Source organism: Micromonospora sp. WMMD1128 (assembly GCF_027497235.1).
Classification (GTDB): Bacteria; Actinomycetota; Actinomycetes; order Mycobacteriales; family Micromonosporaceae; genus Micromonospora.
In genome coordinates this window covers 89,524-104,246 of sequence record NZ_CP114902.1, presented here as the reverse complement: position 1 = coordinate 104,246, position 14,723 = coordinate 89,524, and the positions used below count along the sequence as shown (strand labels likewise).

Below are 14,723 nucleotides of genomic sequence, written 5' to 3'. Positions count from 1 at the left end.
CGGTGATCGGGTGAGGCTGGTCACCGGCGTGCGGCCCACCGCGCCGACCGACATCCCGGTGGAGGGCTCCCGGCTGGGTTACCGTCACAGCTCGGGGGGAAGATGTCGGCCTCGGGAAGAGAGGTGGACGCGGTGGCGACTCCGAAGGCGCGTGCCGGTCGGGCCGCCGCGTTGCATCGCCGGGCCGAGGCCGCGGCGACCGCGGCGGCGGGCATCCTCGACGAGATCCGACCCGCGCCCGCCGACCACCACCGTCAGTACGAGCTGGCCGAACGCCTGCGGTCGGCGGCCGAGCGGGTGGCGCCCGGGTGGGCCGGCGCGCCGTTGGAAGCGCTGGCGCCGACGACGCCGCCCGGCGACGGTCCACCCCCGGGCGTGCGGGTCGGCGTCGCCGCGCCGCTCGACGACGTCCGCTTTCCCGCGCTGGTGCCCCTGCTGGGCAGCGGCCATCTGAGCGTCGACGCGGACGCGACGGATCCCCGGGTGGCCGGGCTGCTGCGGGCGCTGCTGCTGCGCCTCTTCGCGGCTACGCCAGCGGGCGAGTTGCTGGCCCGGGCGGTCGACGGCGGGCCGGGCGACACGTTCGGCGGGTACGCGCCGCTCGCCGACGCCGGCCTGCTGCCGCCGCCCGCCACGGACCTGGCCGGGTTGCGGGCGGTGCTGGCCGAGGCGGAGCAGTGGGTGGCCGCCGGGAGCGCCCGGCAACGCGGCCACGACCGTACGCTGCTGCTGGTGGTCGCCGCGTTGCCCGACGGCGCGGCCCGGGCCGACCTGGACCGGCTCGCCGACCTGGCGGAGCGGGGGCCGCGGGCCGGGCTGCACCTGGTGGCCGCCGGCTGGCCGGCCGGCAGTCCGCTGCCCCGGGCCACCCCGCTCACGGTGCGCACCGCGTACGCGCTTGTCGGCGACCCGCCGCGGGTCGGGTTCAGCAGCCCGGGCGCCGGTTCGCCGGGCGGGTTGAACTCGCCGGTGTTCCTGGATGACGATCCGCCGCCGGAGCTGGTCGCCGAGGTGTGCCGGCGGCTGGCCCGCCAGATCGAGGACGGTTCCCGGCTGACCCTGCCCGACCTGTTGCCGGCGGACGGGTTGTGGACTGTCGACTCGGTCGACGGGCTGAGCACCACGGTCGGCGACGCGGCCGGGCGGCCGGTGAGTCTCGGCTTCACCGAGTTGACCCCGCACTGGCTGGTGAGTGGCAGGTCGCAGGCCGGCCGGTCGGCGTTCCTCACCGATGCGTTGTTCGGCCTGGCCGCCCGGTACGGCCCGGACGAGCTGGCGCTCTACCTGGCCGACCTGGGTGACGGCGAGTCCTTCGTGGAGTTCCTCCAGACCGAGCGGGACCGGTCCTGGGTGCCGCAGGTCCGCGCCGCCGGGATGGCCGCCGACCGGGAGTACGTCGCCGACCTGTTCGGCGAGTTGGAGGCGGAGTTGCGCCGCCGGGAGGAGGCGTCCCGGCGGGCCGGCGGGCAGCGCTTCACCGAGTTGCGCGAGCACTGCTCGCTGCCCCGGATCGTCTGTGTGGTCGACAACTTCCCGCTTGCGCTGCGGGATCGGGACCGGCTCGCCACCGAACTGCGGGACCGGCTGGACGCGTTGGCCCGCGCCGCCCGCTCGTACGGGATCCATCTGGTTCTGGCCGGCGAGGGTGACCTGGGCATCGGCGGCCCGCGGGATCCGCTGCTCGGGCAGTTCCCGGTGCGGGTGGCGCTGCCCGGCGGCTCGGCGGTGCTGGAGCCGGCCAACGACTCGGCGGCCGGCCTGCCGGTGGGCAGCGCGGTGGTGAACACGGCCGGCGGGTTGGGCGGCCCGCGGGGCGCGACCCGCGGCCACGAGCGGATGATCCGTTTCCCGGATCCGTACGGCGATCCGGAGGTTCTCACTGATCTGCGGCGGCGGCTGTGGTCGGCCCGGCCGGAGGACGCCGTCGCGCCTGTGGTGTTCGCCGGCTACGCCCGCCCGCTGCTGGCAAACGATCCGCGGCACCGGGCGGCGCTTGCCGGCCGGGTGCACGCGCCGGCGGCGTTGCTGGGTCGGGCGGTGGACGTCCGGCGCAGCACGGTGGCGGTGCCGTTGGGTCCGGCCGCCGGGCGCAACCTGGCCGTGTTGGGCCGGGACGAGGAGGCCGAGCGGCTGCTTGTCACCGCGGTCCGTAGCGCGGCGGCGGCGCACCCGGACGCCGGGCGGTTCGTGCTGGCGCCGTTGGCGAACGGATCGGCCGAGCCGGCCGGCGTGCTCGCCGCCGAGCTGGCCGGGCGGCATCGGGTGGAGACGGTCGACGCCGCCGGGCTGCGGGCGGCCATCGAGTCGGCCGCGCCGGGTTACCTGGTGGTGTTCGGCCTGGACGTGCCGGACGCCGCCGAGTTGCCGCCGGAGTTGCTGCGGGCGCTGCTGTTGGAGGGGCCGCCGTCCGGTCGGCACCTGCTCGGCTGGTGGCGCACGCCGGGCCCGTTGGCCGGGCTGCTCGGTCCGGCGGGTGCGGTGGACAAGCTCACCGCCGTGGCGGTCACGGACGTGCCGGGTGGTCGGCTGGAGCGGCTCTTCGACCGGCCGGTGTGGTGGGAGCCCCGCCCCGGCCGCGCGGTGCTCTGGGACGGTCCGGCGGAGCAGGGCACGGTCTTCGTGCCCTTCGGCGCGGAGGGCGGCGCCTGATGAGCGAGACGGGGACGGCGGTGCCCGGGCCGCGGGTGGGTGATCCGACGGTGACGGTCGACCCGGCCGAGTCGGCGTGGGCGGAGTACGTCGCGGCCGCGCGGCAGCTCGACGGGGTACGCCGGGCGGCGGCGACCGCCGCCGGGGAGCAGGCCCGGTCGGTGGCCGCTGCCCGCGAGGAGCTGACGACGGTACGCGAGCGGCTGGCGTCACAGCAGTCCCGGTTGCGTGAGCTGGGCGTACCGCCGATCTCGCTGGTCCCGACGCCGCCGGAGGTGACCGAGGCGGCCCGGTCGATGGCGGGTGGGCCGTCGGCGGTGCTGGCGGCGCTGCGCTCGGCCGGCGGCTGGGCGGACGCGGCGGACGACGCCTTGGCCGCGCGTGGTCTGCCCCGGTTGACCCGGTGGCCGGCCCGCCCGCGCAATCTGCTGGTGTACGGGCCGGTGGCGCTCGTGGTGCCGTTGCTCCAGCTCGTCCTCTACGCGGTCGCCGGTCCCGGGCCGGTGGTCGTGGTGGCGCTGCTGGTGGGGCTGCCACTGCCGGCGGTCGCGTTCATGGTGGGCTGGCTGGCGGTGGGGCGGTTCTTCCGCCCTCGCCCGACGGACCGGGTGGATCGGACGCCTCGGTTCGGCGCCTTGGTGTGCCTGGTCCCGGCGGTGCTGGCCGCGGCCGGCCTGCTGCTGGCCATGCTGCCCGGCTGACCGTCGCGGGACGGCGACCGCCGCGCCTCCCGGTGGGGAGTGCGCGGCCGTCGGGGAGCCGGGTCAGCGGTGCATGATCAGCGCCATCGCCTCGGCCCGTGACTTGGCGTCGTTCTGGAGGCCGCCGCGGACCGCAGAGGTGATGGTCTTGGCACCGGATTTCTGGATGCCCCGCATGGCCATGCACATGTGCTCGCATTCGAGCACCACGATGACGCCGCGCGGGTTGAGGCTGGACATCAGCAGGTCGGCGATCTGGGAGGTGAGCCGTTCCTGCACCTGCGGCCGGCGGGCGTACACCTCGACCAGCCGGGCCAGCTTGGACAGGCCGGTGATCCGGCCGTCCGGCCCGGGGATGTAGCCGATGTGCGCGCTGCCGCGGAACGGCAGCAGGTGGTGCTCGCAGAGGCTCATCACGTCGATGTCCCGGACGAGCACGAGTTCCTCGTGGTTGGCCTCGAAGGTGGTGCGGAGCACCTGCGCCGGGTCGACCCGCAGGCCGGCGAAGAGTTCGGCGTAGGCGCGGGCGACGCGGGCCGGCGTCTCCCGGAGGCCGTCGCGGTCCGGGTCCTCGCCGACCGCGATGAGGATCTCCCGGACCGCCTTCTCGATCCGGTTGAGGTCGACGCTGTCCTCCACCGGGCCGCCGGTCAGCCGGCCACTGATCAGGCGCGCGGCGACGTGGTCGAGCGCGTCGTCCTCGTCGGGCTCGGTAGCGGAAACGGCCGGCTCCCGGTCAGGGGAGCCGGCCGTCGGGTCGGTGCTCAGTGCGTACCGTCCGAGTTGTTGCTGGCGCCGCCGACCGAGATGCCGTCGGCCGTGGCCCGCGCCTTCTCGGCCGGGGTGAGCACCGGCGGCTCGGTGGAGGGCTGGCGCTTGCCGAAGCCGTGGTAGGGGGCCATCGGCGGGCGCTTGACCACCCGGGCGCAGATCCGGGCCATGTCGGCGGTGGAGAGGGTTTCCTTCTCCATCAGCTCCAGGACCATGTTGTCCAGGACGTCCCGGTATTCCACCAGGATCTCCCAGGCCTCGTCGTGGGCCAGCTCGATCAGCGCGCGCATCTCGCCGTCGATCTCGGCGGCCACCGAGTCGGAGTAGTCCCGCTCGTGGCCCATGTTGCGGCCGAGGAACGGCTCGTCACCGCTGGTGCCGTACTTGATCGCACCGAGCTTGGAGCTCATGCCGTACTGCGTGATCATCGCGCGGGCCAGTTGGGTGGCCTTCTCGATGTCGTTGCCGGCGCCGGTGGTCGGCTCGTGGAACACCAGTTCCTCGGCTGCCCGGCCACCAAGCGCGTACGCCAGGGTGTCGATCATCTCGGCCCGGGTCTGGGTGTACTTGTCCTCGGTCGGGAGGACAAGCGTGTGCCCCAGCGACCGGCCCCGGGACAGGATGGTCACCTTGTGCACCGGCGCGGCGTGCGGCAACGCCCAGGCCACGAGCGCGTGCCCACCCTCGTGGTACGCGGTGATCTTCTTTTCCTGGTCGCTCATCACCCGGGTCCGGCGCTGCGGCCCGGCGATCACCCGGTCGATCGACTCCTCGAGCGAGTCGTTGCTGATCGCCCGCTGCTCCTTCCGCGCGGTGAGCAGCGCGGACTCGTTGATCACGTTGGCCAGGTCGGCGCCGCTGAAGCCCGGGGTGCGCCGGGCGACCGCGTCGAGGTCGACGTCGGGCGTGAACGGCTTGCCCTTGGCGTGCACCCGGAGGATGGCCTTGCGGCCCTCCATGTCGGGGGCGTCGACCGGGATCTGCCGGTCGAACCGGCCCGGGCGCAGCAGCGCCGGGTCGAGGATGTCCGGCCGGTTGGTGGCGGCGATCAGGATGACGCCGCCCTTGGTGTCGAAGCCGTCCATCTCGACCAGGAGCTGGTTGAGGGTCTGCTCCCGCTCGTCGTGACCGCCGCCCATGCCGGCGCCGCGGTGCCGGCCGACGGCGTCGATCTCGTCGACGAAGACGATCGCCGGCGCGTTCGACTTGGCCTGCTCGAACAGGTCACGGACCCGGCTGGCGCCGACACCGACGAACATCTCGACGAAGTCGGAGCCGGAGATGGAGTAGAACGGCACGCCCGCCTCGCCGGCGACGGCGCGGGCCAGCAGCGTCTTACCGGTACCGGGCGGGCCGAAGAGCAGCACGCCCTTCGGGATCTTGGCGCCCAGGGCCTGGTATTTCGCCGGGTTCTGCAGGAAGTCCTTGATCTCGTGCAGTTCCTCGACGGCCTCCTCCGCACCGGCCACGTCCGCGAAGGTGGTCTTCGGCGTGTCCTTGGTGATCATCTTCGCCTTGGACTTGCCGAAGTTGAGCACCCGCGAGCCGCCGCCCTGCATCTGCGACATGAAGAACAGCAGCAGGAGCACGAGCAGCGCGATGGGGAGGAGATTGACGAGCAGGCTGACCCAGATGCTGTCCGACGACACCTTGGTGTCGACCGAACCGGTGATCCGGTCCGCCGCCTCGGCCTCGCGGACCTGGTTCCAGACCTGGCCGCCGACCTCGTACGGGAACTGCGCCTCGATCTTGTCGGTGGTGGTGTCGCCGAACTTGGCCTTGTCCTTCAGGTCGAGTTGGAGCGTCTGCTCCTTGTCCTGGAAGACGACCTTGTCGATGCCACCGGAGTTGAGCTGGTTGAGCGCCACGGATGTGTCCACCCGGTGGTAGCTGGGACCAGCGGTGAACAGTTGACTGAGCACAACGGCGCCGAGGATGACCAGGATGATCCAGACCACCGGTCGGCGGAAGAAACGCGTACGTTCCATGCTGTCGTCGGGCACCGAGGCGCCCGCATCCTCCTGATCGACGTCCTGACCGTCTGAATGGTGTCGCCGCCTCGGCGGCGGCCGGGGCCGCCGTGCGGGCCGGCCCGACCCCCGGGGCACGCGAACTGCCGCACCACGGTCATTCGACGGTACACCGTGCGCGCGAGGAGTGAGCTTGCGAGCCCCGCAGTCGCGCACAATTCGAGCCCCGTGCGCGCGAGGAGTGAGCTTGCGAGCCCCGCAGTCGCGCACAATTCGAGCCCCGTGCGCGCGAGGAGTGAGCTTGCGAGCCCCGCAGTCGCGCACATTCAGGTGCAGTGCGTGCCGGATGTGAGCTTGCGAGCCCGGCACAACTACGCGTACGGCGAACCAGGGTCTGAGCCGGCGTGGCCGGGAGCTCCCCACCCGATCCGCACCTGCCGCACGGTCACGCGGCCTGAGGGGTCGGGCGTGGAGGGTGCCTCCACGTCACCGTCCCTACCGTAGACCGGAAGGCTGAGAGTCCGCTGAATGTCCGCTGACGAGCGGCCCGGCGGCGCTCAGGCCCGCGCGTACACCTCGGGCTTGAGCACCCCGACGTACGGCAGCTCGCGGTAGCGCTCGCCGAAGTCGAGGCCGTAGCCGACGACGAACTCGGTCGGGATGTCGAAGCCGACGTACTTCACCGGCACCTGCACCTTGACCGCGTCCGGCTTGCGGAACAGGGCGACCACCTCGACGCTGGCCGCGGAGCGCGACTCCAGGTAGCGCAGCAGCCAGGAGAGGGTCAGGCCGGAGTCGACGATGTCCTCGACCACCACCACGTGCCGGCCGGCGATGTCCCGGTCCAGGTCCTTGAGGATGCGGACCACCCCGGACGAGGTGGTGCCCTGGCCGTACGACGACACGGCCATGAACTCCAGCTCCGCGGGCGGGCCCTGGCGGCCCAGCGCGCGGGCGAAGTCGGCCATGAACATGACCGCGCCCTTGAGCACGCAGACGAGCAGGAGACCGTCGTCGACGTGGGCGTAGTCCGCCGAGACCTGCTTGGCCAGCTCCGCCGTCTTCTCGCGGATCTGCGCCTCGGAGATGATCACGTGGTCGATGTCGGCGTCGTACCAGGAGCCGTCAGCCATGCTCCTAGCCTGCCGTACGCCGGATGGCCTCCGTCGGCGGGGCCGCACCTTTCGGCCCGGCCCCGCCAGGGATCTATGGCACTAACGGAACAAATCACCTCAGCAGGCGCGGGAGCGCCAGCGTCGGCCGTCGTCGGTCGGCTTCCAGTCGGCCGAGTCGCGCGTGTCGGCGGTGAGCCCGAGGGCGCTGGCGCCGACGAGAAGGAGCAGGAAGAGGAGGAGCAGCAGAACGGTCACGGCGGCGCTCGCTTTCACTTGGTGGAGAGTGTTTTCGCCGCCGGTGCGCACCGGACACCACCAAGTCTGCGGCCCGCCGTCCGCTGCGGACAGTGGCAGGAATGCCCGCCACCATCGATTTCCTGCCACTGGCCGGGTTACCCTCGTCACATGCTCCGCTCCGTTGCCGTCCTCGCGATGGACCGGGTCGCCACGTTCGAGCTGGGCGTGTTCGCCGAGGTGTTCGGCACCGACCGCACCGACGACGGCTTCCCCCGCTACCGGTTCCAGGTCTGCACGCCTGGCGGCCGCGCGGTGCGCACCTCCTCCGGCTTCCATCTCCAGCCGCACGCCGACCTGGCGCCGCTCGAAGAGGCCGACCTCGTCGCGGTGCCCGCGCACTTCAGCGGCGTCACGGTGCCCGGTGACGAGGATCTCGCCGCGATCCCGTCCGACGTGCTGGCGGCGCTGCGCCGGGCCGCCGAGCGCGGGGCGTACGTGATGAGCGTCTGCTCGGGCGCGTTCGTGCTCGGCGCGGCCGGCCTGCTCGACGACCGGGAGTGCACCACCCATTGGCTCTACGGCGACGAGTTGCAGCGCCGCAACCCCCGGGCCCGGGTCCGGTGCAACTCGCTCTACGTGCAGGACGGCCGGCTGCTCACGAGCGCCGGCACCGCCGCCGGGATCGACGCCTGCCTGCACCTGGTCCGCCAGGAGCACGGCTCCGCGGTGGCCACCCGGCTGGCCCGGCGGATGGTGGTCCCGCCGCACCGCGACGGCGGCCAGTCCCAGTACGTCGAGGCGCCGATCCCGAAGGCGCCGGAGGCGCCCACCCTCGAACCGGTGCTGGAGTGGCTGATGGGTCACCTGCACCACGGCGTGACCGTGGACGAGCTGGCCGCCCGCGCCGGCATGGCGCCGCGCACCTTCGCCCGCCGGTTCCGCGCCGAGACCGGCACCACGCCGCACGACTGGCTGACCAACCAGCGGGTGCTGCTGGCCCGGCGGCTGCTGGAGGACACCCGGCTCAGCGTGGAGAGCGTCGCCGACCAGGCCGGCTTCGGCGACGCGGCGGCGCTGCGGCACCACTTCACCCGCCGGGTCGGCACCACGCCGCACGCCTACCGGACCACCTTCCGCGAACGCGCCGACGCCTGACCGGCCCGCGGTTAAGCGGGGCCCCCGCCTATACCGAAGGCGTTAAGCGGGGCCCCCGCCTTGCACCAGGCGGCCGGTGAGGCGGCGCACGGGCAGGCCGCCGGGCAGGTGCGCCGGGCCCTGCCCCCGCCAGTCGGTGACCAGGGCGTCGAGCGCGGCCACGTGCCGGTGGGACAGGGCGGCCGGCGCGGCGCCCAACTCCCGCGCCCAGGCGTGCAGCACCCGGGTGCGGACCGCCGCCGGCAACGCGGCGAGCCCGTCGACCGAGAGCCCGCCACCGGCGGCCCGGACGTCGGCGAGCGCGGCGTCGGCGAGCGCGTCGAGCGCGGCGGTGTCGGCCGCGAGCAGACGGGCGGTCCGGGCCAGGTTCGCCACCACCGCCGGCCCGAGCGCGTCGACGAGCGCCGGCAGCGCCTCGGCCCGGACCCGGGCGCGGGCGTACGCGGGATCGGTGTTGTGCGGGTCGGCCCACGCCGCCAGGCCGAGCGCGGCGCAGGCCGCCCGGGTGTCGGACCGGGTGACGTCGAGCAGCGGGCGCAGCAGCGGCACCCCGTCCCACTCGCGCCGCTCCGGCATCCCGGCCAACCCGCGCGGCCCGGCGCCCCGGGCCAACGCCAGCAGCACGGTCTCCGCCTGGTCGTCGCGGGTGTGCCCGAGCAGCACGCTGGCCGCGCCGTGCCGCCGGGCCGCCGCGACGAGCGCCTCGTAGCGGGCCTGCCGGGCGGCGGCCTCGGGACCGCCGGGTCGGCCGCTGACCCGTACCGGGATCACGTCGACGGGGTCGAGCCCGGCCGTGCGGGCCCAACCGGCGACCGCGTCGGCTCGCTCGGCCGAACCGGGTTGCAGGCCGTGGTCGACGGTCACCAGGCCGGCCGGGCGGCCGAGCCGGGGCGCCACGAAGGCGGTGGCCGCGGCGAGCGCCAGCGAGTCGGCCCCACCGGAGCAGGCCACCAGCACCGGCCCGTCCCCGGGCAGGCCGGTCAGCAGCCGGCGGACGGCGAGCCGGACGGCGGTGACCGCCGGCGCCGGCGCGGCCGGTGCCCGGGCGGGCGGGGCGGCCGGCACCCGGGCGGCCGGTTCAGCCGGCGGTCGGGGTGGCACCGGCCGGCCCGTGCACCCGCGACACCCAGGCGTCCGGGTCGCCCAACTCGTCCAGCCGGGGCAGGGTGAGCGGGGAGGAGAAGATCTTGTTGAAGCCGGTCATACCGACGCGGTCGACCACGCCGTGCACGAACTTGCGGCCCTCGGCGTACTGGCGCATCTTCACCTCGACGCCGAGCAGCCGGCGGATCGCCTTCTCCAGCGGGTTGCCGGACTCCCGGCGGCGGTTGAACGCCGACCGGATCGCCTCGACGCTGGGAATGACCTCCGGGCCGACGCCGTCCATCACGAACTCCGCGTGCCCCTCCAGCAGGGTCATCAGCGCGGTCAGCCGGTCCAGCACGGCCCGCTGCGCCGGCGTCTGCACGATGTCCAGCACGCTGGCCCGGCTGTCCGGCTCCCGGACCGCGTCGGAGAGCGTGGCCACGCCGCGGCGCAGGCGCTCCAGCAGGTGCTCGCCGCCCTGCGAGGCGTCCACGAACGCCTGCACCTCGCCGAGGAAGTAGGCGCGCATCCACGGCACGGCGGTGAACTGGGTGCGGTGGGTCACCTCGTGCAGGCACACCCACAGCCGGAAGTCACGCGGGTCGGCGCCGAGCTTCCGCTCGACCTCGACGATGTTCGGGGCCACGAGCAGCAGTTGCCCGGGGTCGCCGGCGAAGACCTCGTACTGGCCGAGCACCCGGCCGGAGAGGTAGGCCAGGATGGTGCCGGCCTGCACGCCGGTGAGCCGGGAGCCGATCGCCTCGGTGAACGCGCCCGGCCGCTTGTCCCCGGAGAGCCGCTCGACGAGCGGGGTGACGACCTCGCGCAACCCGGCGATGTTCGCCGCCGCCCAGTCCCGGCGGTCGACCACGCGCACCGGCGGGTGCGCCACCTGGGCCCGCAGGCCGGTGTAGTCGGCGACGTGGCCGGCGGCCTCCTCGGTCAGCCGGCGCAGGTCACCGACGACGTCGGTGGCCTCGGCGTACGACACCCGGGGGCCCGACTTGCTCAGCGCCCCCGCGGTAGCGGCGGCCAGATCCCAGTCCACGAACTGCGCCATGAACCCACCGTACCCGCGCCGGAACACCCCCACCCCGGCTCACGCCGGCCGATCGACGGTGGTCGGTCACCGACAGCCGCAGCCGGCCAGCGCGGAGGTGATCCGGTCGAGCGCCTGCCGGGTGTCGTCGAGCGAACCCTGGGTCCGGTCGGTGAGCACGGCGAACGTGAGCAGCCGGCCGTCGGCGGTGGTCACCGTTCCGGCGATGGCGTTCACCCCGGTCAGCGTGCCGGTCTTGGCGCGCACCACGCCGGCGCCGGCCTTGGTGGTGGCCGCCCGGTAGCGGTCGTCGAGCGTGCCGGACCAGCCGCCGACCGGCAGGCCGCCGAAGATCGCGGCCAGCTCGGGGTGACTCCCGTTGCCGGCGAGCGTGATCAGGTCGGTGAGCAGCGACGGGCTGATCCGGTTGGTACGGGACAGCCCGCTGCCGTCGGCCAGGCTGATCTCCTCGGCGGGCAGCCCCAGCTCGCCGAGCACCTCGTCGGTGGCCGCCGCGCCGCCGACGAAGGACCCGGGCTTGCCCTTGGCCAGCGCGACCTGGCGGGCCATCGTCTCGGCGATCACGTTGTCGCTGTCGCTGATCATGATGTCGACCAGCCGAATCACCGGCAACGACTCGACCTTGCCCAGCTCGGCGCCGGGCGCGGTGCCCGACCCGCCGGCGGTCGGCGCGGTTTCCCGGGTCACCTGGGCCGCGCTCCCGGTGAGCCCGAGCAGCTTCGCGAACTGCCGGCCGGCGGTCAGGTCCGGCTGTGGCACCCGCTCGGCGGCGTGGTTGGTCTCCTCGGCGGTGCGCCGTGCCTGCGCCGGGTCCTTCCGCGCGCCGTCGGTCATCAGCGCGGTGATCGCCGCGCCGAACCCGCCGGTGGGGATGTCGGCGTCCCAGCCGGGCTCGAAGACCGGGCCGCTGAACAGCGACGAGTCGACGGTCACCTTGGTCGGGGCGGTGCCGCCGAGCGCGGCGCGTACCTGGGCGGCCAGGTCGTCCAGGCGGGCCGCGCCCGGATAGAAGGCGTTCTTCTTGTCCACCGCGAGGGTGGGGTCGCCGCCGCCGACCAGGACCACCTCGCCCGGGTTCGCGCCGGCCACCGCCCGGGTGGGGATCCGGTACGCCGGGCCGCGCGCCGCGAGCACCGCGACGGCGGTGGCCAGCTTGGTCACCGAGGCGGGCACGGTGGGCGTGTCCGGCCCGTTGCCGTAGAGCGCCTGACCGGTGCTCACGTCCGCCACCGACACGTGCACCCGGTCGCCGAGCGCGGCGGCGCGTACCAGCGGATCCAGCGCGGCCCGGAGGCCGGCCCCGGTGGGCAGCGGGGCGTTGCCGTCCGGGCCGGCCAGCACCGCCGGCGGGTCGGGCTCGGGCGGCGCGGCGGCCGTACCGGATGGCGTGGCCCCGCCGCCGAGCCAGCCGGCGACCGGGCCGGGCCGGAGCACGGCCACTCCGCCCGCCGCGAGGGCCAGGACCAGCACGCCGACGAGCACGGCGACCAGTCGGCCCCGGCGGCGCGGCCGGACGGCCGGCGGCGGAGAGCCGGCGGGCGGCGGCGGAGAGTATGGCGGCGGGGCGACACTCGCGGGCGGGACCGGCGGGCTCACCGGGACCGGGGCGGGCCAGTTTCCCGGCGACGTCCGGTCGCCCGGGTGGCCGAACCGGGCCGAGCCGGTGGCCGGCGTCGCCGGATGGGTCAGGTTGGCGCCGGGGACGGACACCCGCCCGGCGGCCCCAGTGGGACCGGCATCGGATCCGGCGGACCGCCGCCCGTCAACCCCCTCGGGGCGGTAGTGTGAATCTTCCCTCCCCACGGACCCCTCCTCCCCCACTCGAAATCACCTTGGGTGACACTACTTCGGTCCGAACACTATGCGGCGGCCGGAGCCGGCGGGGGCGTTCCCCCGTGCGGGCGGCGAGCCGGTGGTTTCCGTCAGCCAGCGTGGGCAACGAGGGAGCGTGGAAGATGGATTTCGACGTCACGGTTGAGATCCCCAAGGGTCACCGCAACAAGTACGAGGTGGACCACGCGACCGGCCGGATCCGGCTGGACCGCACCCTCTTCACCTCCACCCAGTACCCCGCCGACTACGGCTTCATCGAGGGCACCCTGGGCGAGGACGGCGACCCGCTGGACGCGCTGGTGCTGGTGCCCGAGCCCACCTTCCCGGGCTGCCTGATCCGCTGCCGCACCATCGGCATGTTCCGGATGACGGACGAGAAGGGCGGCGACGACAAGGTCCTCTGCGTCCCCTACGAGGACCCGCGCCAGGAGCACCTGCGGGACATCCACCACCTGGGCGAGTTCGACCGGCTGGAGATCCAGCACTTCTTCGAGGTCTACAAGGACCTGGAGCCGGGCAAGTCGGTCGAGGGCGCGACCTGGGTGGGTCGGGTCGAGGCGGAGGCGGAGATCGTCAACTCCTACCGGCGTGCCAAGGAGGCCGCGGAGCGCGGCGAGACGCTGCACTGACGGCGAGACCTCGCCGGGGCCCGGGCCGCGTTCGCGACCCGGGCCCCGGCGCGTCCGGGCGAGCCGGTCGCGGGCCGGTCGCGGGCCGGTCGCGTTCAGGCGAGCAGGCCGCGGGCCCGGTCGTAGAGGTCGAGCACCGCGCAGGCCACCGGGACCACCGCGACCACGAGCGCGGTGTCGGTCAGGTCGGCCAACCGTCCGAGGTACGGCGAGACCGGCCGCCGGGCGTACGTCACGCCGGCGGTGACCGTCGCCAGGGCCAGGGCGAGCCCGCCGACGGCCAGCGCGATCCGACCGCCCGGCCCGACCCGTGCCGCGACCACCATGCCGAGCAGGGCGTAGCCGGCCAGCCCGGCGGTGACGGCCGGCACCCGGTGCCGCACCGCCACGAAGAGCCGGGAACGCAGCAGCAGCACGCCGCAGGCGACGGCGACAAGCAGCCGCCCGGAGGTCCTACCGGTGGCCACGAGCACGACGGCGGCGCCCACGGCCAGCAGCGCGTGCCCGAGCAGCATCCCGGTCAGCGCCTCCTCGGCCCGGGCCACCGCCGCGTGCACCCGCCCCCGGTCGGGCAGGTCGCGGGTGCCGGCGGGGGTGGGCAGGGTGAGCGGTGGCAGCGGCAGCTTGCCGACCCGGATGGCCAGCAGCGGCAGACCGCCGAGCGCGAAGACCAGGACGCCGAGCAGCACGGCCGCGGTGCCGGCCGGGTCGAGCGGCAGCGCGCCGAGGGCGGCCGCCGCGCCGCCCGCGCCGGCGGTCACGCCGGCCACCGGGACCCGGGACCGGTGGGCCACGCCGAGGAGGACGAGCACCGCCACCAGCAGCAGCGCGACGGAGCCGACGAGCAGTTCGGGCGCGCCGAGCCAGCGCAGGCCGGGGAGCGGGCCGACCGGATCGCCCGAGCCGACCGCGAGCGCCCCGGCCGCCGCCGCCCAGGGCAGCGCGTATCCGCCGAGGGCGGCGCCGGCCGGGCCGTCCCCGTACGCCCGGGAGGCGGCGGTGGCGGCGAGCACCAGGATCAGGGCGACCGCGGTGGCGACCGGCCAGCCGCCGCGTTCCCCGGGACCGGCCGACAGCACGGCGACCAGCCCGACGGCGAGCGGCACACCGGCGCCGGCGAGCGTGGCGGCCCGGGTCGCGCCGGCCGACCAGGCGGCCCCGCGGCGGCGGGACCCGTCGACGATCGCCTCGACCACGTCGTCGTACTCCAGCTCGGGCCACTCCGCGCGGGCGGGTACGAGGTGCAGCACCTCGCCGTCGCGGACGCCCTGCGGCAACAGCGCCTGGGCGGTGGCGAGCACCGCGCCGTCGGTGCGCCGCAGCACCCACCCGCCGTGCCGTTCGCCGTCGTCGGCGAGCCCCTCCCCGGCGTGCCGGAGCACCTCGGGCAGCAGCTCGGCCAGGGGAGTCTGCTCCGGCAGGGCCACGTCGACCCGCCGCCGGGGCGCGCTGATCGTGACCCGGGCGAGCCCGCTTGTCATCGACGTATCTCCATCATCGAGCCGGATCGGTGGGCT

The 14,723-nt window shown here is 74.8% G+C and carries 12 protein-coding genes; 4 read left to right on the top strand and 8 right to left on the bottom strand.

The annotated features are described in order from the left end of the window. Positions 1-123: 123 nt before the first annotated feature. Positions 124-2,649 carry an FtsK/SpoIIIE domain-containing protein gene (locus O7602_RS00495; protein ID WP_281586280.1) on the top strand — a complete coding sequence of 842 codons (2,526 nt, stop codon included), beginning with the start codon at positions 124-126 and terminating at the stop codon, positions 2,647-2,649. Next, positions 2,649-3,350, top strand: coding sequence for a hypothetical protein (locus O7602_RS00490; protein WP_281586279.1), 702 nt, complete (start codon positions 2,649-2,651; stop codon positions 3,348-3,350). The genes O7602_RS00495 and O7602_RS00490 overlap by 1 nt, the downstream gene beginning before the upstream one ends. 63 nt (positions 3,351-3,413) lie before the next feature. On the opposite strand, the gene folE is transcribed toward O7602_RS00490, so the two are convergent. The 4 genes from folE to O7602_RS00470 all read right to left on the bottom strand — a co-directional run bounded on the left by folE (position 3,414) and on the right by O7602_RS00470 (position 7,461). Beyond that, a complete protein-coding gene (folE, locus tag O7602_RS00485) occupies positions 3,414-4,118 on the bottom strand; it encodes a GTP cyclohydrolase I FolE (RefSeq protein ID WP_281590032.1) in 705 nt (234 codons plus the stop codon). Continuing rightward, positions 4,115-6,109, bottom strand: a complete 1,995-nt coding sequence (ftsH, locus tag O7602_RS00480) for an ATP-dependent zinc metalloprotease FtsH (protein ID WP_281586278.1) — start codon at positions 6,107-6,109, stop codon at positions 4,115-4,117. Before ftsH ends, folE begins: the two co-directional genes overlap by 4 nt. Positions 6,110-6,648: 539 nt before the next feature. Continuing rightward, positions 6,649-7,224, bottom strand: a complete 576-nt coding sequence (gene hpt, locus O7602_RS00475) for a hypoxanthine phosphoribosyltransferase (RefSeq protein ID WP_265009961.1) — start codon at positions 7,222-7,224, stop codon at positions 6,649-6,651. A 99-nt stretch (positions 7,225-7,323) separates the two neighbouring features. Then, entirely contained in the window at positions 7,324-7,461 is a 138-nt protein-coding gene (locus O7602_RS00470; RefSeq protein WP_281586277.1) for a hypothetical protein, read from the bottom strand. A 150-nt stretch (positions 7,462-7,611) separates the two neighbouring features. On the opposite strand from O7602_RS00470, the gene O7602_RS00465 reads away from it, so the two are divergent. Then, positions 7,612-8,598 (top strand): helix-turn-helix domain-containing protein, encoded by a 987-nt coding sequence (locus O7602_RS00465; RefSeq protein ID WP_281586276.1) that lies wholly within the window; start codon positions 7,612-7,614, stop codon positions 8,596-8,598. Between the two features lie 42 nt (positions 8,599-8,640). Here the strand turns inward: O7602_RS00465 and tilS are convergent, their stop codons facing one another. The 3 genes from tilS to dacB all read right to left on the bottom strand — a co-directional run bounded on the left by tilS (position 8,641) and on the right by dacB (position 12,235). Continuing rightward, positions 8,641-9,663, bottom strand: coding sequence for a tRNA lysidine(34) synthetase TilS (gene tilS, locus O7602_RS00460; RefSeq protein WP_281590030.1), 1,023 nt, complete (start codon positions 9,661-9,663; stop codon positions 8,641-8,643). Positions 9,664-9,676: 13 nt separating this feature from the next. Next, positions 9,677-10,744 (bottom strand): zinc-dependent metalloprotease, encoded by a 1,068-nt coding sequence (locus tag O7602_RS00455; protein ID WP_281586275.1) that lies wholly within the window; start codon positions 10,742-10,744, stop codon positions 9,677-9,679. Positions 10,745-10,810: 66 nt separating this feature from the next. Next, entirely contained in the window at positions 10,811-12,235 is a 1,425-nt protein-coding gene (gene dacB, locus O7602_RS00450; protein WP_281590028.1) for a D-alanyl-D-alanine carboxypeptidase/D-alanyl-D-alanine-endopeptidase, read from the bottom strand. 464 nt (positions 12,236-12,699) lie between these two features. Here dacB and O7602_RS00445 point away from each other — a divergent pair, with 464 nt between their 5' ends. Next, on the top strand, positions 12,700-13,206 hold the full coding sequence (locus tag O7602_RS00445; protein ID WP_091070192.1) for an inorganic diphosphatase: 507 nt from the start codon (positions 12,700-12,702) through the stop codon (positions 13,204-13,206). 95 nt (positions 13,207-13,301) lie between these two features. Here the strand turns inward: O7602_RS00445 and eccD are convergent, their stop codons facing one another. Beyond that, the gene (gene eccD / locus O7602_RS00440; RefSeq protein ID WP_281586274.1) at positions 13,302-14,687 is read right to left on the bottom strand and encodes a type VII secretion integral membrane protein EccD; all 1,386 of its coding nucleotides are present in this window, start codon (positions 14,685-14,687) and stop codon (positions 13,302-13,304) included. Positions 14,688-14,723: the final 36 nt, after the last annotated feature.